This window comes from Mesonia phycicola (assembly GCF_900141885.1).
Taxonomy (GTDB): Bacteria; Bacteroidota; Bacteroidia; order Flavobacteriales; family Flavobacteriaceae; genus Mesonia; species Mesonia phycicola.
In genome coordinates this window covers 230,387-249,739 of record NZ_FQYY01000004.1, presented here as the reverse complement: position 1 = coordinate 249,739, position 19,353 = coordinate 230,387, and the positions used below count along the sequence as shown (strand labels likewise).

Below are 19,353 nucleotides of genomic sequence, written 5' to 3'. Positions count from 1 at the left end.
AGCTATGATGTTTCAAAATACAGATATTAATTTTGTGAGTTTTGGGGAGGTGTTGTTTGATGTTTTTGGTGATGAAAAGAAAATAGGAGGAGCACCATTAAATATTGCATTAAGGTTAAACTCTTTTGGTTTTCCTGTAGCAGTAATTAGTGCTGTAGGTAAAGATGAAGACGGTAGCCAATTACTCTCTTTTATGAAAGAAAAAGGAGTAAATACAGAGGCAGTTAGTGAGGTAGAAAATTTACAAACAGGTAAAGTACTAGTATCGTTAGATAAAAATGGTTGTGCCACTTATGATATTAAAAAATCTGTAGCTTGGGATGCAATAGCATATTCAGATAAAATCTCTAACATATGTAAAACCTCTAATGTATTAATTTATGGAAGTTTGGCCTCAAGAGATACAGTAACAAGAAACACTTTGCTTAAAATTTTAAAAGATCACAAGCTTATTAAAGTGTTTGATGTGAATTTGAGACCTCCTCATTATGATATTGAAACACTTAATAGTTTAATGCTTCATGCAGACTTAATTAAATTTAATGAAGAAGAAATAGAAGAGATTACTCAAAATGATTTTTCTATAGAAGTTACTATGGAAGAAAAAATGAAATTTATAGCCAAAAAAGCTAAAGCTAAAGCAGTTTGTGTAACTAAAGGAGGTAATGGAGCTGTTTTGTTTTACGAAGGTAAATTTTATTATAACGAAGGCTATAAAGTTACATTGGTAGATACTGTAGGAGCAGGAGATTCTTTTTTAGGAGCTTTAATAGGTCATTTACTAACAGAAAATTCTCCACAAGAATCTCTAGATTTTGCTTGTGCTGTAGGTGGAGTAGTAGCAGGTAGTTTTGGAGCTAATCCAGATATCACTATAGAAAAAGTAAAAGAAATAATGGTATAGCTATTCATAGAAAAATAGTTTTTTTAATTGAAGTGGAAAAAGAGAAGGTAGCCAGTGTGTTATTCTTCTCTTTTTTTTGTTTAGAGTTGAAGTATTTAAATTTTATACGAAAGTCTAGTAAAACTCCATTTTACTCAAAAAAAGTGTTAGCTAATTATATTACAAAAAAAAAACTCGTAACAATTAAGTTACGAGTTTTAAGCGGAGAATGAGGGAACTTAATTGGTTTATTTTAATTTACGATTAGATATAGTAAGTATTAGACAAATACCCTATTTTAATAGTGTTTAAGAGGGTTTTTGTAGTAATTTAAATAAGGTTGAGTTAGGTTTAATTAAAGTAAATTAAATTATTCTCGGTACAAATCACGGTACAAGTTTTTTATTTTCTATTTTTGATATTAAATAATTTTAGACAATAAAATAATGGCTTCTATTAAATTTCAAGTTAGGGGAAAACGCAATCCATCAAAAATTACCATTCGACTGATTATTGATGAGAAAAACGATTTTAGAAAAATCACTCCTATTTTAATTAATCCAGATTATTTTAATAATAAGAGTGGTAAGGTAAGGCAAGTAGCAGGATTTACAGATAAACAGAATATTCAAAATAAATTGGATGAATTGAGCAATTTTGTAATTAAAAAGTTCAATGAAGCAAGCAGCAGTGGTGAATTTATTAATTCTGGTTGGTTAATAACTCATTTAGATAGTTTTTTCAATAAAGTAGAGGTTACAGATAATAATTATTTAGATAATTATTGTGAACATTATGTAAATAAATTAAAACTGAAAACAAATGATAGGACAGGAAGTTTAGGTGCTTCTAAAGCTACAATTACTAAATATAAAACTATAAAAAAGAAAATTGAAAATTTTCAGAAACAAACACGAAAAAAATATCGATTATCTGACGTTGATTTAAAATTTAGAGATGAATTTTTAACCTATATGTTAGAAACCGATAAGCTTGCAAGAAATACAGCTGGACGTTATCTAAAATTTTTAAAAACTATATGCTTAGATGCTCAACGTTCTGGATATAAAGTTAGCAATGAATTATCAAATTTTAAAGGTTTTAAAGTTCCTGTAAAAAAAATATATCTCAGTTTCGATGAATTGAAAAAGATTGAAGAAACTAATTTTAAAAATAAGCAACTCGAAAATGCTAAGGATTGGTTAATAATAGGATGTTATATAGGGCAGAGGGCTGGTGATCTTCTACAGCTAACTAATAAGAATCTTAAATCTAATGGAAACCTTAATTTTATAGAACTGGTTCAGCAAAAAACAAAAAAACGTGTAGTTATTCCCGTTCATCCTAAAGTACAGAAAATTTTAGAAAAGTATAATGGTAATTTTCCTGACCATTACAGTAAAAATAGGGGTAGTGCAATGACGGTTTTTAACCGTTTAATAAAAGATGTAGCTAAAGATGCTGGATTAACCCAAATTATTGAAGGTGCAAAAATAGATGAACATACCAACCGAAAAAAAGACGGTAAATACCCAAAACATCAACTTGTTACTTCACATATTTGTAGACGTTCTTTTGCTACAAATTATTATGGAACAGAAATACCAACTGCACACCTTATAAATACAACAGGACATAGTACAGAACGAGAATTTTTAAATTACATAGGTAAGACCTCATTAGATTCTGCAGCACAAATGGCTTCTTATTGGAACAAACAAATACAAAGAGAACAAGAAGAAGAAGATCCTAAGCTCAAAGCTGTTAAATAATTTATATGCCTACCATTAAACGGTTACGGTTTATTTTACCGTTAGCATCATTTTTAATCTATTTCTAAACTTATGAAATTTAGCATAGTTTAGTAGTTATAGAAATATGGTTTATCAGGCTTGAAAGTATCTTAAAATTAATACTCTTAGTTTTGGGTATTGTGGTATTCCATTGTAACAATATATTTGATTTTGTATACAAGTATATTAAAAAATGAAATCTTCTTTAAACTCCTCTAAAAATGATTCTAATGTTCTATTGTGATTTCCAAGTTCCCTTTTTAAAAAATTCTCTTGCTGCTTGATATAATTTTTCTTGGCGTTCAGCGTCTTTGTAATCGCTTCCCACTCTTCGTGCTTCCAATATATAGCCAAGTTTTTTGGGTAATTTGGAGGAGGGGTCTTTGAGTTCTCTAGTAAGTTCTTCACGTATTGAAACTTCAATATTTCCTTCTTTTTCTTCAATTCTGTTTCTAGATTGTCTAAATTCTTCTCGTTCTGTTTCTTCAAGTTTTCTATATTTTTCTCTTTCTCTTTCTTCAAGTTTTTTAAATTTTTCTCGTAAGGTGCTTTGGCTGTGGTGTAGCTCGCTAATTTCTCTTGTTTTTGTGTTAATATCGTATTCAATTGTTCTTTTTTCTTTTTTAAGAATTCCTCTTTCTGTTTGTCGAAGATTTTCTTTTTGTTCTCTAAAGCTATTACGTTCTTCCATCTCAAGTCGCTCATACTTTCCTGCAATTTCATCTTCTTTTCTGGCAATCTCATCGATAGCTCTTCTTTCCTCTTCTTGAGCTCGTTCAAATTCTTCTGATATTGTTTTAAACACTTCTCGTAATTCTCTGTTTCTATTTCTAAATCTTTCTCTAATTTCTGCCTCAGTTCCGCTGTTGTTGAGTTCTGTTTTTGTAATTCTTCTAATTTCTTCTTGCTCTTCTTTAAACTTTCTTGTTGCACTAAGAAATCTTTCTTCCACATCTGCTTTGTTTTTTTGAAATTCTCTTCTTTTACTTTGAAGTCTCCCTCCACGTTTTGCGAGTTCAAGATTCTCTTCTGTATGCTCTCTTTGGACTTCTTTAGTAATTCTTGCTTCTTGTTCTTCCAATCTTGATTGTTCAATTTTTGTAGCTTTCTTAACTCTAGATATTTCTTGTTCAAAGAGGTGTTCAGCTCTTCGGTAAGGTTCAGATTGAAGACATTTTTTAAATCTCCGTATAAGCTCATTAATTTGCGCTGCTCTACATTTGAAAGATTCTTCAAAAAGGATTCTTTGGTCTTCATCAATTGGTAAAATTCTTTCAGAATCTCTTTTGGGTACGTATATATATTCGGTGTTGGCTTCGATTTCATTAAAAACCCATTTTATTTTTTTACTTGAGGTTAAAGCTTTTTCTATTTCTGGTTCAGGTTTTTTTGGTATAATAATTTGAACCGTATTAATACCTAAGCGTTTTAATTTATTTCTTTTCTCATCATCAATTTTATGATTAATTACAAATTCAACTAAAAGGATCGGATCATTTTGATGATTAAAGAATGTAATATCTGGTCTTAATAGTAAGTAACGGTTTTGAATATTTGAATTTTGACCAAAATTGATTTCGCAATTTTCATCTTCATAAAAGCTTACTTCTGATTTAACCTTAAATGCTTTTACTGTGGTTGAGTCTTGAATTATATAGGGAACTCCTTTAGTTTGCGATGGCGGGTATTTGTAAACAGCAGGTACTGTTAACTCTTTTAACCTATGTAAGATATCTTTAGCAATACGTTCTCTGTAATTTCTACTAGCAACAACACATTCTGTTTTATTTTTATCAATATTTTTAGCATAATGCCTAAAATGATGAGCCTGTAAATCACCTTTAGCGGCTATCATTTCTTTATCACAACCTAGGCAATAATAACCTTCTAAGCCTCTTTGAGCATTTGAAATATGAATGTATTCCCCTTTTGTATCTTTTGCCCAATCGTTTTGATATTCGTTACTTTTGTCATTTTTTGAAATCATTTCTTTCAATTTAAAACGTGAGGAATGTTTCCAATTATTAATATGAATTAATTTTGTTATAGTAATCTAACTATAATTTAACTGTTTCAAAAATTTGCTTTATGCTTTTTTTAAATTAGCCGATTTAACATCATAATAATAATCTTCAATTGTACCGTCTTTTATTTTTTCTACAACTTCATCAATAATAAATATCGGAACAAGAAACCATTCTTTTGGGTTAACTGGCTTACCAAAACGATCTTTAATATCAATATCTAGCTTTGCATTTTTAAAAAAAGACTGTATTAAGTTTTCTAATTTATGTCGTTTAATATTTGCTAATTTATAAGTTGCAACAACTTCTACTTCAGCCATCAAAAAAGTAGGGTCGTTTTTTGCATTTACTATGCGCTTATTGATATCGTTTCCTGTAACGCCAATTTTATGAAACACGTCTCTATTTTGAAGAATCAAAGGATTCTTAGAGTTTGAACGTAATACGTAAATAGTACCACTTTCTAAATCATCACTTTCTAACTCATCTGAAAACAAAGGACCTAAACCTGGTGTTGTAACGAAACGACTTGTTTCATCTTTATACATTGCTCTAATAAGTGAACGCTGTAATAAATCATTCTCTGTACCATTATCATAAATAACTCTTAAACGAGCATCTTCCTCTCCATTTGGTGCTTTAAATATTTCTCCTTTTTGAGCTATATAAGCCATTTGACCTCTTATAACCACAAAAAGCTTTTCTTGAATTAATGTTTTTGTAAAACCTGAATCTTTTCGAAAACGCACTGTTTCTCTAAATCCATTTTCTATTTCTTTTTTTGTCTTTTCAAATAGTGGTTTAAATTTCTCAAAATCTTCACAAATTGTTCTATTCGCAAATTCTTCTACAGCTCTTTTTTCTGCTCTTGTTTTAACGTGTTTAAGGTTGGTTATCGAATTTTCTTCTTCTTCAACACCTAATAAATTTAATAATTCATCATCATCTAAATTATCTGAAACTTCTACAGAATTTTTAATCTCACCAGATAATATGTTGTGAAAATCTATCTCTTTTAATAAATCAACAAACTCTGTTTTTTCCTTAATTTTCTCTAATCTAACAGCATACAATCTTTCAAATATATCATTTTCTTCTCCGTGAAGTGGTAGCCGATTATGTTCATCAACAAATTTTTGAATTTCTTCAAAACCTGCAATAACACGCTCTTCTAAAGCTGTAAATGAAGTTTTCTTTTTTTCTTCAACTTTTACACCTAATGCTTCTAATAATGCGTCATCTTCTGATGTAATTTTCTCTTCTTTAGCCATTTTGTTGTTCTGATTTTTTTCTAGCTAAATATGCAATACCTTGTGCCATACGTTGCTCCCAAGGATCTGCTGATTTAATATCTGGCAATCTCCCTCGTTCATTTTTAAACTTTAAAGCTCGTTTAGCTAATTCTCTAGCTTCTTCGAGATTTATATTAGGCTTTTTCCCAGATATAACTTCGGCCATTGCTTTTAAGCTTTTTTCTGTCATTGCTTTTGAAAGGATTGAGTATGCTTCGCTAAATGGATTTATGCTATCTATCCAATCTACATCTAAATCTCTAACATCCATAGCAAATTTTCTAATACCATCAATTAAAGCTGTGTTAGTTTTAATATTATCATTCCCCTCATTATTTATAGATTGTTTCGCCATTTGAGTAATATTTAGAGCTGCTATGGCGTGCTGTCTAATAGCCTCAATATCTTCATCATCAATTTCTGGATACTTCTCTTTAATAATCTTACCTAAACGTACTTGAGTTAATTCTTGTGGCACTAATTCTTCATCAAACAACCCTCTACCAATTGAATCTTTATCTTGTGCAAAAGCTGCAATTACCTCGTTTAAATCTTCTTTACATATACGTTTAGCATCTTCACTTTCTGGCATTGCTAAACCTTTAATTTCAACTTGAAATTCGCCTTTTTCTTCATTCCATCCAACATTCTCCTTGTTAGGGTCATAACCACCTTCACCATAATCATAGCCGTCTTGTTCTTTACTTTGAGGATTTTTAGGTGTGAAATTGAATTTTGGTGCTAAAACCTGTTCCATTAATAAACTCGCTGAAATAGCTTTTAGCGTATCATTTACAGCATCTGTTACAGAATCTTCAGAAGCATCTACCTCTGCTATTAAATTAGTGAATCTTGCTTGTGTTTTATTTGGGGCGTCACGAGTTGCTCTACCTATAATTTGAACAATTTCTGTTAAACTAGAACGATACCCTATTGTTAAAGCGTGTTCGCACCAAATCCAATCAAAACCTTCTTTTGCCATACCTAAAGCAATAATAATATCTACGTGGTCTCGATTCGTTTTAATTTCTGGTAACTTTAGTGCTGCTTGTACTAAAGGACGTTTTGATAGGTCATCATCAACCAAATCAGCAATCTTAATAATTTTACCTGATTTCGTCTTTACTCTATGAAAACCTGTTGTAGCATCTACACCTAACCATTCGCCTAATTCCTCAATTATATGTTCTACTTCTTTTATCTTGTCACCCATACTTTCTCTAGAATTAACATTTGGAATATGAATGATTGTTTTTTCTTCTGGATTTAGCACCTTTAAAAGGTCATCGGCATAAGCACCACTATAAAAATAATAGCCGATATTTAAAGTTTTTAAATGCTCATAACCACTTAATTGCTCATAGTAGGTATATGTTACTGGTTCAAATTTCAATTCATCATCTGGCATTAAAACAGGGTTAGCATCGCCTCTAAAATAAGAACCTGTCATTGCTACAATATGAACCTTATCTCTCTCAATAAAATCTTTAAGTTGCGACCCTAGTACATTGTTTTCATTTGAGCTCACGTGATGAAATTCATCTATTGCAATTAATTTATTGTCAAAGGCTTCTATACCAAAACGCTCTACTGCACGACGAAATAAAGCGTGTGTACAAACTAAAACTTTATCGTCACTCTCAAAAAAGGCTTTTACAGCATTTACTTTACTACCATCTTCTCCTGGTGAATTACATAAATTCCATTTTGGTGTAACTACCCAATCATAATAATAGCCATATTTAGTTAATGGCTCATTGTTAAAACTAGAACCTATAGATTGCTCAGGAACTGCAATAATGGCTTGTTTAACACCTTGATTATTTATTTTATCTAAAGCTATAAACATTAACGCTCTACTTTTACCAGATGCGGGTGGTGATTTAATTAATAAATATTGTTCACCACGCTTTTCATACGCTAACTCTTGCATAGCACGCATACCTAACTCATTAGAGGTAACAGAACTACCATTATTATTATAGTTTACTGTAATGGTAGGTATATTTTTTTCTTTACTCATTCTTTAATTCTTTGGTAGTCATTTTAGTATAGAGTTCAAATAGCTTTTCTAAACGTTCGGTATCATTTTTAAATTTACGACCTATATAAATACGCTCTAAAACTTCATCATTACGTTCGTGCGCTAATCTTAAATCTTCAGGCATTTTTTCTGGGTCGTACAAGTCCGCTATTGTTGCAGGGAAATGACGTTCTCTTGCTATTAGTATTTCTTCTGCTGTTGTAGTTAAATCTTCTTTATTTTTTTGAGTTAATGTTGGTAAAGGAAATGTATTCCAACCCAAAGTATTTGAATATGAAAAATCAGTTCGCATCCTTACACAAACAGTTCCTATCCAAACACAATGCAAACGTGAAGCAATTAAAGCCATATTCCAGAGAGGGGCGTCATACATAGCAAAAGCTTTATTGTGAATAATTGCATCCGAAGCTTTTAAATTAACAGGTAGGTAATCTCGATTTTCTGAACTAACTATAGGTATTACTAATAATTCTTTTTCAGCAACGTGCTGATCACGAAAACGATGAGGATAATCTATCAATTTTTGAGCCTGTTTATCCTTTGTTTTAGATGCTCTTGCTTTCCTTACTTGTTCAATTCTTTGTTTTAATACATCGTTTTTATATGCTAACTCTTTTTCATCATCACTCAACCAAATACAATATCTCGGTCTATCAGTTATACATTCTCTTGAACCATATAATGGACGTATAAAATTATTATTAATAGATTTTTCAAACTTAAGATTTCTAGCTTCAACAGAATCTAACATTAGTTCATTTGCATAATACGGATGATTCCCAAATTGCATTGGAAACTTATCATCATTCGGTTTATTGGCTTTTGAAATAAATAAATTATCTCCAGGAACCAAATATGCATTTATATTATCAACTTCCTTTGCTTCAATCTCTTCCTTTGCATTAATTGAATACAAAGTCCTTTTTTGATGTTTTTTTGTAAGTCCAATTATTGAAACTGTAACTCCAGCATTGTAGCTCGCAAGATTTGACCATTTAAAAGATTGATACGCAAATGAAATATTTACTTTTTCAGCAAATATAACTGACCACAGTACTGACACTTGTATGCCTTGACAAACTGAATTAGTACTTACAAATGCTACATCCGAATTAGTTAAATTCATATAATCTACAGCTTTCATAAACCAACCTGAAACATAATCAAGAGATAAAGTATCTTTTGACCTATTACCAAATATTTTTTTTAGTTCTCGTTTTTGTTCATCCGTTTGTTTTTTTCTACCTATATATGGAGGATTTCCGCAGATATAAGTTTCACCACCTGCATTATCAAAATCTATTTGAGCTTGTTCTAACGGAGTTGAAAATAAATCATCACCTTGTAGTTTTACACCAGTACCTGTAGGTGGACAAACTGATAACCAATTAAGCGTTAATGCATTTCCTTTTACAATCCAATTTTGAGCATCTAATGGTAGAAATTCTGCAAGTGCAAGTCTTTGCCCTCTATATAACACATCACATTGGTATTCTGCAATAATCAAAGCCAAACGTGCTACTTCTGCAGAGAAACCTTTTAACTCAATGCCTCTAAAGTTGGTTAATGGTATTTCACTTGCTTTATTAATTTCACCTCGTTTAACGTTAATCTCATTTTCTATTTTACGCATTTCTTTATACGCAATTACCAAGAAATTACCTGAACCACAAGCAGGGTCAAATACTCGTATGTGTGCCATACGATTACGCAGATTGAGCAATTTACGACTGTTGTCTTCTGCTTTTTCTAGTTGCTCTCGTAAATCATCTAAAAATAACGGGTTTAATACCTTTAAAATATTTGGTACTGACGTATAATGCATTCCTAATGAACCCCGTTCATCTTCGTCTGCTACAGCTTGTATCATTGACCCAAATATATCTGGGTTAATTTGTTTCCAGTCTAAACTACCTACGTGTAATAAATAAGAACGTGCTATTTTACTAAACTTCGGTACTTCTGTAGAACCAGAAAATAACTCGCCATTTACGTAAGGAAACTTTTTACCCCAAACTTTGATATTTTCTTTTTCACGATCCTTCTTTTTAATATCCATCGCTCTAAAAATCTCGCTTATTACTTCGTGGGTATTTGAAGCATCTGGGTCACTTATTTTTTGAATGGTATTTGTAAAAAGATTATCGTCTTTGAAAATATCCGTATCCTCTGCAAAAAAGCAAAAAATTAATCTTGCCAAAAAGTGATTCATATCTGGACGACGTTCTATTGTTGCCCAATCTGGATTATGTTGTAATAACTCTACAAAAAGTTTATTTAAACGACTTGTAGCTTTAATATCAAATGCGCTTTCACGTATTTGTTTTACTGTTGTAATATTTGCTAGAGAAAGGAAAAAACCGAAATAATTATGAAAGTCTTTGTACTCACAAACAACTGTTTCACCTGTTATTATGTTTTCGGCTTGAAAATCTAAACCATCTGTAGCTAGAATAAATTCAACCTTGCTCTTTTGTGTTGATGGACTATTACGAAGTGTCTCTAAAGATTCTGTTACTTTGCCTTCTTTACTAGTAAGTATATGGATATTATTACGCTGTAGAATTGCACCCTCTACATCTGTTTTATTGGAAGTACCACTACGTAACTTTTTAATAGTCGTACTCTTATTACCAAAAGCCTCTAAAAAAGAAAAAGGAAATTCCTCTGCTTCAAAAGGCTTTAATGCCAATTCCGATACTGCTTCTTCTATTTCTACTGCGTTCATTAAATACTATTTTGTATGTATATACCTATAATCACGATTATTTTAAAAGTGAATTTATGTTGAAAAGAGCCTTTTAAAAATTATTCTTAATAAAAATATAAATATAGAAAAAGTAGGGGGTAAGCGGTACTTTATGAAGGAGTTTTCTTTATTTTTTTATAAGAGTTTATATTGATATTAGTTTTAAATTACTTAACAATTTTATTGTTTTAATTTTTAGAGTGATCTATTTTCTATTGTCCTCAACCAGAAATAAAACGTATTATCTTAAAATTGACTAATGTTAAGTTTACTATATTTGAATAAACCTATTTATAATGGAAAGGATAGAGGAGTTAAAAGAATTTTGGAAGAATCTTTCTTCAAAATATGCAAAAAACTCATATGCGGTAAAACTAGAGGATATAGTTCTGAAATCTGGATCCAGTTTAGAGAAGTATGAAATACTTTTTCACGAAATACTCTTTATGCTATTTAACGGTATAAATGTAAATTTGATGAATGAGTATAATTCTATCAAAAATGAATTATACTTTTACGGTTCAAAAGATGAAAAAGAAAACTTTATAGCGAAACAAAAATTACTTTATAGAGATACCCTAATAAATACAGCCTTTGCTTATTTTGATTTTAAAAAATTACCACACTTATTTGATGATGAAATTTTCATTAGAACTATTTCTAGTGCTTTTCATAGCTTTAATTTCCACAAGATAGAAGAGTTTGAGGTAATGCGAGTAAGTAATGTTGGTGACATTAATATGATGTATGATAAAATTGGTAAAGAAATTATTGAGGAATATATTAATGAGCCAGTTAAAAGTTTAAACAAGTTCAAAATTTTACAAATTATTGAATACGAATTAAAACAAAGCGATTTCAAAGAGAAAAATAGAGTAGCTAGTGATATATATTATCCATTAGTCTTCAAAAATAATGAATTTTATCAACTGTTTTTATGCTGTATAGAAGCCCATGGTAAAGCAAAAACTACTTTATCAAAATTTCTCGAAATTTTTCAAGATGAGGGTTATATCAGAAATGATCCTAATACAAATAAATTTTTTTATCAATTTGTTAAAAAAGAGTTTAATATTACGATGAGCAGAATAGAATATTTTACTTCATATAATGATGGAGAGAAAAATACTTTTAAAATTTTTAAAGAAAAAATGAAATAACAAAGTAATATAAATTCCTTATATTCAATGCTTAATAGTATTTAATGTTGAGACCCTGTTGAACACCTGTTGAACCCCACACGTAAAACAAGTTAAGTAAGCACAACCTTTGTCATAGTAACAAAAACTAAATACTATGAATAAAAACATTACTCAATTACACAATGTAAGCCCAGAAGAATTTAAAAATGATATTCTTGATGGAGTAAAAAAACAACTAGAATTTTTTTCTAAAAATTTTAAACCTAAAGAGCCTAATATTTGGATTAGTCGCCAAGATGCCGCTGAATTATTAGGAGTTTCTTTAGTAACTATTCACGACTGGTGTAAAAAAGATATTCTTCAAAAATTCAAGATCGGTAACCGTGTCCGTTTCAAACGTTCGGATATAGAGCAAGTTTTACTTAATTCAAACAAAAAAGCTTTAAAGTAATTAACGGTTACTTGGAAACTGTGTGTTTTATAATTAGCTGATAATAGTTGAATAACATCTATAGATATTCTAATACAATAGTAAACATTAGCAAATAAACGGTAACAGTAACGGTTACGGTAATGGTAATAACAACGGTAACGGTTTTTTACCATTTGATTTATCATAACACACCGTTATGTTGATTAATACATACCTTCTAACCCCATATTTTAAGTAGTTACATTATTAATAATTAAACATAAGAGTTATGTTAGATGATATAATAGATAAAGAAATGGCAACGGTTCAAAACGGTTTTCCGTTAGAGATTTTTCCTTTAGTAATACAAAACCTTATCAATAATGCATTTGAAACTAAATGCTTCAATAGAGATTATTTTAGTACAGCCATTTTATCGACTTGTGCAACTTCTATAGGTAATGCCGTTAGTCTGTTTAATGGTACTTATAGCGTTAAACCTATTCTCTGGCTTGCTATAGTAGGGGATCGTGGAACAGGAAAAACTCATCCATTAGATTATGCAAAAAAACCATTGAGCTTAAAAGATGATGAAGCTTATAATACTTACGAACAAGAGTTAAAAGCGTACGATGAGCAAAATGACAATTCTGGTCTAAAAAAACCGAAATATAATCATACTATTTTGAATGATTTTACACCAGAGATAATAGCTCAAACCCTCAAATATAATGATAAGGGTATTTTAATTCTGAAAGATGAATTAATGGGATGGATTAATTCATTTGATAGTTCTAAAAGAGGAGGAGAACAGCAAATGTATTTAGAACTGTTTAACGGTAACGTTCTAACTGTAGACAGAGTTACAAAAGACCCCATTCGGATAAATGCATCAAATGTGAATATTTTAGGAGGAATGCAGCCACAAAAATTGAAAGAATTTGCAAGTAACCATAGAGTTGAAGATGGTTTTATAGATCGCTTTTTATTTACACTACCAAGTAGTTTGAAACCTATTTTATTTACAGGAAAAACTATACCAGAAGATTTAGAAAATGATTATATCAAATGGATAAATAATCTTTTAGAAGTACCAGAATTAACCATAACGGTTAATGAAGAGTGCCATTTGATACACGCAAAATGGCAACACCATAAGGCAAAGGTTTATTTTAATGATGCCTTAGAAAATGCTATTCAAAAGAAACTTGAAACTTATGTTTGGCGTTTAGCTCTAGTTATCGAAATAATGAACCAAGGAGTAGACAGGTGTTTTAATGATGATCTACAACCATCAAGTATTAAGAAAGCTATTAATTTAGTTGAATACTTTAGAGAAAATGCGTTTAAAGTACACGATAAAATATTGAGTAAAAACCCTTTTGATAGTTTAACGGCAATTCAACTTGACTTTTATAATCGACTTCCTCAAGAATTTAAGAGAAGTGAGGTGTTATCTATTGCAAAGGAGTTAGATATAAGTATACGTACTGTAGACCGTTTCTTTCACTATGATTATTTATTTAAAAAAATTAAAAATGGAGTATATAGAAAGAAACTCTAGTGTCAATACGGGCAAAGTTGACAATATATAATATATATATCTGATAATAAGTTATTTGTGTTTATTTTGTTTAGCCAGATGTTGCCATTATTGCCACATAAAAATTAATTAGTTGCCAGCTTTGCCAACTTATTGCCACTTCAAAAACCTTGATAACCTTTTATTTTATTAATCACTTGTCAATTTTGTCACGATTGCCACTATATCCCAAAACGTAATGAATAAAAAAGAACTTAAATTCGATAAAAACCGTAGACGTGTAAAATATTGCCCTTGTGGTAAAAACAATAAAGATGGAAAGTTTGTACCCTATAACAATTTTGAAACTAAAGGGTATTGCCATTCCTGTGGAGAAACGTTTTTACCTAACCTAGAAATGGATACCATTCAAAAACCATTTGTTTACGTTAAACCTCAAAAACCGACTTATCATGACCCAAAACTTGTAGCTGAAAGTGGGCAAAACTTTAAAAATAACAACTTTATTCAGCAGTTAAAAAAAGACTTTGATAAAGAATTAATTAAAGAAGCCATTAGTAAATATTTAATAGGTACTTCTAAACATTGGCAGGGATCAACGGTTTTTTGGCAAATTGATAATAATCAGAAGGTAAGACATGGTAAAATTATGCTCTATGATATAGAGACAGGTAAGCGACTAAAGAAAGAAGAAAAAACATTTATAAGTAGTGTAAGAAGCGTTTTAAAGTTAAAAAATCATCATTTTAAACAATGTTTATTTGGTTTACATTTAATTAATGAATTTCCTGATAAAAAAATAGCAATCGTTGAAAGTGAAAAAACAGCAATTAAGATGAGTATGTTTAAGCCAGAATATAATTGGTTAGCAACGGGTGGTAAATCACTTTTAAAATATGAATACCTTAAAGTGTTAAAAGATAAGTCGATTATGTTATTTCCTGATAAAGGAGCTTATAACGAATGGAATAATGTAGCTTCTGAATTGTTACCGTTAGGTTTTAATATTAAAGTTAGTGAATGGCTAGAAAGTACAGATTATCCTGATAATACAGACTTAGCAGATTTACTTATTTATGAAAACACAAAAAAACTTAATAAAACGTATTCTAGTGAGTTAGAAAAATTATCTATTAAATCTAAAACCGAAATGATAGCTGATAAGTTAGCAAACAGAAATCCAAAAATTTATAATTTAATAGAAACTTTTGATCTTGCAGATAATAACGGGTGTAAAATTGGTAGAATAATATAAATGATAGTTTATCCTCGGTACATTTCACGGTACAAATACAAATAAAAAAACCCTAACTAGCTAATTATTAAGCTGTTAGGGTTTTGTGTTGCGGAGAATGAGGGATTCGAACCCCCGGAGGTGTGACCCTCAACAGTTTTCAAGACTGCCGCATTCGACCACTCTGCCAATTCTCCAAGTGTCTCATCAGGTATTCCCTGAATGCGGTTGCAAATATAAGAGCTTTTTTCAATTCACAAAAATTTTTCACAACAAATTTTTAGCTTTTTTATAATAAACTATTTATTCATTTTTTGATATATTGGCTACCAAATAATTAAGTCTAAAATAATGATAAAAAAAATTTTATTTATTTCTGCTTTATCAATGGCAGTTGCCTGTAAAGTTCAAAAAAACAAACCAATTTCTGAGGCTAATGTAGAAGATTACGCAAACACTATTACTTCTTCAGAATTAAAAGAACATTTATATACCTTCGCTTCAGATGAGTTTCAAGGAAGAGATACAGGGAAACCAGGACAAAAAAAAGCAGCAAATTATTTAAAAAAAGAATACATCTCCATGCAAATCCCTTCACCGCTTGGAGAAGACGATTATTTTCAAGATATACCTTCTAGCTTTTTCAATAATCAATTTAACGATTCAGAAAATGTAGTGGCATACATTAAAGGTAGCGAGTTTCCAGATGAAATAGTAGTTATTTCTGCACATTATGACCACGTAGGAGTAGATGGACAAGGTAATATTTATAATGGGGCAGATGATGATGGTTCTGGTACGGTCTCTGTATTAGAAATAGCAGAAGCATTTCAAGAAGCAGTAAAAGACGGTTACCGCCCTCGTAGATCTATTTTGTTTCTTCACGTTACCGGAGAAGAGAAAGGTTTGTTAGGATCTAAATACTACACACAAAATCCAATTTTCCCTCTAGAAAATACAGTAACAGATTTAAATACAGATATGATTGGGCGTATAGACCCAAAGCACGAAGACAATCCAAATTACATTTACCTAATAGGTAGTGACAAATTAAGTACAGAGCTTCACGAACTTTCAGAAGAAGTAAACAAAAAGTACACAAACTTTGATTTAGACTATACTTATAATGATGAAAACGACCCTAATCGTTTTTATTACCGTAGTGACCATTACAATTTTGCAAAACACAACATACCAGTAATTTTTTACTTTAACGGTACCCACGCAGATTATCACAAGCCTACAGATACGCCAGATAAGATAGAATACGATTTAATGACCCGTCGTGCTCAATTAATATTTTATACCGCTTGGGAAGTAGCAAATAGAGACAATAGACTTTTGGTAGATAAGGCAAAATAATTTTAAAATTTGGCATCCTTGCATAAAAAAAGCAGCTTTTTAATCAAAGCTGCTTTTTTTATGCAATCAGGCTATTCGTTACAATTCCTCATTTCGCTAACGCTCCACTGCGGGATTTTCACTACTATCCTTGGCTGTTTAATTTATTTTCAACTAAGCAAAATAATAATTTACTCCATTTAAATAAATCCCAAAAAAAAGTCCTAACCAATAAAGGAAAGGACTTTAAAAAGGGTGGTAGATGGGATTCGAACCCACGACCCTCGGCACCACAAACCGATGCTCTAACCAACTGAGCTACAACCACCATTTATTTCAAATAACGACTGCTAATCAAAAGCCTAGCAAACGCGGATGCAAATTTAATTAATTTTTACATTCTACAAAACTTTTTTTCAATTAAATTACATCAAAAATAGAATCTACTGCAGGACAGCGTTCTACAGTGTAGCCTTCAGCATAATCTGTACCAATTAACCTACCTAAATTACGTGCACGGTAAGTTACACTATCTAAAAAGTTATCACTAGAAATAGGAGTAGAAGGCTCATTAGTATCTGGATTAAAAAATTGCGACTCGTATGCATTTACCGCAGCTATTTTTTTATCTATAAAACCACTAATATCTACAATAATATCTGGCTCAAGCTCTTTCCATTGTATATAATGAAAAACTTGTTTAGGTCGCCAAGCATTTTGATGATTATTTTGATGTATAGTTTCAATTCTTCTCAAGCCACTTAAAAAACAAGCATCACTAACAAGCTTACTTCCTTTTCCGTGGTCTATGTGCCTATCGTCAATAGCATTGCAAAGCACTATTTCTGGTCTATATTTTCTAATAATTTTAATTACCTCTAATTGGTGAGATGCATTATTAATAAAAAAACCATCACTAAAAGCAAGGTTTTCTCTTACAGAAACGCCTAAAATTTCTGCTGCAGCTTTAGCTTCTTTATCTCTAATTTCAGCAGAACCGCGTGTACCTAATTCACCTCTAGTAAGATCTAAAATACCTACTTTTTTTCCTTTAGAAATTTCTTTTGCAAGGGTACCAGCGCAACCAAGCTCTACGTCATCTGGGTGTGCACCAATAGCTAATATATCTAATTTCATATGTTATTATTTACAAGTACGGCAAAGATATAAACTTAGTTAGTATTCTTTGTCTGAAATAATAATTAGAAAAATAATGTATTTAAAAACTAGATCTTATCTTTTTTAGATAACTGTCTAATTTTTATATGAAAAGCAGCAAAAATTAAGGTAGTAAACGGACTTAAATAGTTAAATATAGCATACATAAAGTAACTTGCCACAGGTACACCAAGTACTCCACTATGATATGCTCCGCAAGTATTCCAAGGTATTAATACAGAAGTTACAGTACCAGAATCTTCTAAGGTTCTACTTAAATTCTCTGGTGCTAAGCCTTTATCTTTATATGCTTTTGCAAACATTTTACCAGGTACTACAATTGCTAAGTATTGGTCTGAAGCGGTTGCGTTTAAAGCTAAACAACTAATTACTGTGCTACTAAAAAGACCAAATGTAGAGTGAAATAAATTTAATAGACCTTTACTAATAGTTGCAAGAGCACCAATAGCATCCATAATACCGCCAAATACCATAGCACAGATTATTAGCCAAATAGTACCTAACATGCCACTCATACCTCCAGCAGTAAATAAATCGTTTAATGTTTCGTGAGTTGTTTCTATAGAAGAATCTACGGTAATAGCGTTTAAAATACCTTTATAACCTGAGTAGAAAGATAGTTCAGAAGCTCCTCCTAAGGTAGCTACAATTCCAGGTTGAAATATTAAAGCAAATACAGCTCCTAATAATGTACCTAGCAATAAGGCTATTAATGGAGGTGTTTTTTTTATAATTAAAAAGATAACTATTACTGGTACAATAAATAACCAAGGGGTAATATAAAAAGATTCGTCTATAGAAGCTAATATAGATGCAGTATCTGCAACTCCTGTAGTTTCAATATTTAATCCTATAACTACAAAAACTAAAATAGTGATTAATATAGTTGGTACTGTAGTGTACAGCATATATCTAATATGTGTAAATAAATCTGTTCCTGCCATAGCAGGTGCTAAATTAGTAGTATCACTTAATGGAGAGAGTTTATCTCCAAAGTAAGCTCCAGATAAAATAGCTCCAGCAGTCATTCCTAAAGAAATACCTAAAGCATTAGCTATACCAATAAGTGCAATACCTACAGTGGCAGAGGTAGTCCAACTACTTCCTGTAGCAATAGAAATTACAGAGCATATAATAACACAAGCTGCTAAAAATATAGTAGGATTTAATATTTGTAATCCATAATAAACCATGGTTGGTATCACACCACTAATAAGCCAAGTACCAGCTAAAGCCCCAACCATTAATAATATTAATATAGGTCCAGTGGTAGATTTAATATTTTGTGCAACCTCTTCTACCATAGAAGTGTAAGATATTTTATTAAAATGCCCAACTATGGCCGCCACAGCAGCTCCCATTAATAATATAAATTGGTTAGATCCATCTAACGCAGCATCTTCAAATACATAAACATTATAAGCAAGCATACCTACCAATGCAAAAACAGGAATAAGAGCTTGAAAAATATTAAGGTTGTTTACAATTACTTTTTGGTTGTTAGGATCTGTAGATTGGCTATCCATAAAAGAGAGTTAAAATTTTCACATAAAGTGGTAATGTTACAATTTTTAAAATTTAGTAGCAAGAAAAACCTAGTTCTAAAAAAGAGTTTTTGTTGTTAATAATTAGTTTTTATAGAATAATTTGATAAATTTTAATCCTATTTTATCTAAAATAAGTTACTCAATTTGTGTTTCTATCTTTTTTTACAGAA

At 30.7% G+C, this 19,353-nt stretch carries 13 protein-coding genes and 2 tRNA genes; 7 read left to right on the top strand and 8 right to left on the bottom strand.

The annotated features are described in order from the left end of the window. The first annotated feature begins 4 nt into the window (after positions 1 to 4). Together BUC03_RS07365 and BUC03_RS07360 are read left to right on the top strand one after the other, a co-directional pair. Entirely contained in the window at positions 5 to 904 is a 900-nt protein-coding gene (locus BUC03_RS07365) for a carbohydrate kinase family protein (RefSeq protein ID WP_234971610.1), read from the top strand. A 425-nt stretch (positions 905 to 1,329) separates the two neighbouring features. Beyond that, the gene (locus BUC03_RS07360) at positions 1,330 to 2,655 is read left to right on the top strand and encodes a phage integrase SAM-like domain-containing protein (protein ID WP_073149822.1); all 1,326 of its coding nucleotides are present in this window, start codon (positions 1,330 to 1,332) and stop codon (positions 2,653 to 2,655) included. A gap of 256 nt (positions 2,656 to 2,911) precedes the next feature. Here the strand turns inward: BUC03_RS07360 and BUC03_RS07355 are convergent, their stop codons facing one another. From BUC03_RS07355 to BUC03_RS07340, 4 genes are all read right to left on the bottom strand, one after another. Next, positions 2,912 to 4,663 carry a coiled-coil domain-containing protein gene (locus tag BUC03_RS07355; protein WP_143159157.1) on the bottom strand — a complete coding sequence of 584 codons (1,752 nt, stop codon included), beginning with the start codon at positions 4,661 to 4,663 and terminating at the stop codon, positions 2,912 to 2,914. A gap of 99 nt (positions 4,664 to 4,762) precedes the next feature. Further along, on the bottom strand, positions 4,763 to 5,971 hold the full coding sequence (locus BUC03_RS07350) for a GIY-YIG nuclease family protein (protein WP_073149818.1): 1,209 nt from the start codon (positions 5,969 to 5,971) through the stop codon (positions 4,763 to 4,765). Then, a complete protein-coding gene (locus BUC03_RS07345; RefSeq protein ID WP_073149816.1) occupies positions 5,964 to 8,015 on the bottom strand; it encodes a DEAD/DEAH box helicase in 2,052 nt (683 codons plus the stop codon). Before BUC03_RS07345 ends, BUC03_RS07350 begins: the two co-directional genes overlap by 8 nt. Beyond that, a complete protein-coding gene (locus BUC03_RS07340; RefSeq protein WP_073149814.1) occupies positions 8,008 to 10,764 on the bottom strand; it encodes a class I SAM-dependent DNA methyltransferase in 2,757 nt (918 codons plus the stop codon). The genes BUC03_RS07345 and BUC03_RS07340 overlap by 8 nt, the downstream gene beginning before the upstream one ends. Before the next feature lie 317 nt (positions 10,765 to 11,081). On the opposite strand from BUC03_RS07340, the gene BUC03_RS07335 reads away from it, so the two are divergent. The 4 genes from BUC03_RS07335 to BUC03_RS07320 all read left to right on the top strand — a co-directional run bounded on the left by BUC03_RS07335 (position 11,082) and on the right by BUC03_RS07320 (position 15,137). After that, a complete protein-coding gene (locus BUC03_RS07335; protein WP_073149812.1) occupies positions 11,082 to 11,945 on the top strand; it encodes a hypothetical protein in 864 nt (287 codons plus the stop codon). A 136-nt stretch (positions 11,946 to 12,081) separates the two neighbouring features. After that, positions 12,082 to 12,378 carry a helix-turn-helix domain-containing protein gene (locus BUC03_RS07330; RefSeq protein ID WP_073149810.1) on the top strand — a complete coding sequence of 99 codons (297 nt, stop codon included), beginning with the start codon at positions 12,082 to 12,084 and terminating at the stop codon, positions 12,376 to 12,378. 277 nt (positions 12,379 to 12,655) lie between these two features. After that, a complete protein-coding gene (locus BUC03_RS07325; RefSeq protein ID WP_159432707.1) occupies positions 12,656 to 13,903 on the top strand; it encodes a DUF3987 domain-containing protein in 1,248 nt (415 codons plus the stop codon). A 217-nt stretch (positions 13,904 to 14,120) separates the two neighbouring features. Further along, on the top strand, positions 14,121 to 15,137 hold the full coding sequence (locus BUC03_RS07320; protein WP_073149806.1) for a DUF6371 domain-containing protein: 1,017 nt from the start codon (positions 14,121 to 14,123) through the stop codon (positions 15,135 to 15,137). A 91-nt stretch (positions 15,138 to 15,228) separates the two neighbouring features. Here BUC03_RS07320 and BUC03_RS07315 read toward each other — a convergent pair. Beyond that, a tRNA-Ser gene (locus BUC03_RS07315) sits at positions 15,229 to 15,313 on the bottom strand. Between the two features lie 157 nt (positions 15,314 to 15,470). Between BUC03_RS07315 and BUC03_RS07310 the strand changes: the two genes are divergently transcribed. Then, entirely contained in the window at positions 15,471 to 16,478 is a 1,008-nt protein-coding gene (locus tag BUC03_RS07310) for a M28 family metallopeptidase (protein ID WP_073150084.1), read from the top strand. A 232-nt stretch (positions 16,479 to 16,710) separates the two neighbouring features. Here the strand turns inward: BUC03_RS07310 and BUC03_RS07305 are convergent. From BUC03_RS07305 to nhaC, 3 genes are all read right to left on the bottom strand, one after another. Further along, a tRNA-His gene (locus BUC03_RS07305) sits at positions 16,711 to 16,786 on the bottom strand. 91 nt (positions 16,787 to 16,877) lie between these two features. Next, positions 16,878 to 17,594, bottom strand: a complete 717-nt coding sequence (gene bshB1, locus BUC03_RS07300) for a bacillithiol biosynthesis deacetylase BshB1 (protein WP_073149804.1) — start codon at positions 17,592 to 17,594, stop codon at positions 16,878 to 16,880. Positions 17,595 to 17,683: 89 nt separating this feature from the next. Continuing rightward, positions 17,684 to 19,162, bottom strand: coding sequence for a Na+/H+ antiporter NhaC (nhaC, locus tag BUC03_RS07295; protein WP_073149802.1), 1,479 nt, complete (start codon positions 19,160 to 19,162; stop codon positions 17,684 to 17,686). Positions 19,163 to 19,353 lie beyond the last annotated feature (191 nt).

Coding starts and splice junctions, on each gene's coding strand:
- nhaC (WP_073149802.1), bottom strand. CDS start 19,162: ATGGATAGCCAATCTACAGATCCTAACAACCAAAAAGTAATTGTAAAC.
- BUC03_RS07325 (WP_159432707.1), top strand. CDS start 12,656: ATGGCAACGGTTCAAAACGGTTTTCCGTTAGAGATTTTTCCTTTAGTA.
- BUC03_RS07365 (WP_234971610.1), top strand. CDS start 5: ATGATGTTTCAAAATACAGATATTAATTTTGTGAGTTTTGGGGAGGTG.
- BUC03_RS07335 (WP_073149812.1), top strand. CDS start 11,082: ATGGAAAGGATAGAGGAGTTAAAAGAATTTTGGAAGAATCTTTCTTCA.
- BUC03_RS07340 (WP_073149814.1), bottom strand. CDS start 10,764: ATGAACGCAGTAGAAATAGAAGAAGCAGTATCGGAATTGGCATTAAAG.
- BUC03_RS07345 (WP_073149816.1), bottom strand. CDS start 8,015: ATGAGTAAAGAAAAAAATATACCTACCATTACAGTAAACTATAATAAT.
- BUC03_RS07330 (WP_073149810.1), top strand. CDS start 12,082: ATGAATAAAAACATTACTCAATTACACAATGTAAGCCCAGAAGAATTT.
- bshB1 (WP_073149804.1), bottom strand. CDS start 17,594: ATGAAATTAGATATATTAGCTATTGGTGCACACCCAGATGACGTAGAG.
- BUC03_RS07355 (WP_143159157.1), bottom strand. CDS start 4,663: ATGATTTCAAAAAATGACAAAAGTAACGAATATCAAAACGATTGGGCA.
- BUC03_RS07350 (WP_073149818.1), bottom strand. CDS start 5,971: ATGGCTAAAGAAGAGAAAATTACATCAGAAGATGACGCATTATTAGAA.
- BUC03_RS07320 (WP_073149806.1), top strand. CDS start 14,121: ATGAATAAAAAAGAACTTAAATTCGATAAAAACCGTAGACGTGTAAAA.
- BUC03_RS07360 (WP_073149822.1), top strand. CDS start 1,330: ATGGCTTCTATTAAATTTCAAGTTAGGGGAAAACGCAATCCATCAAAA.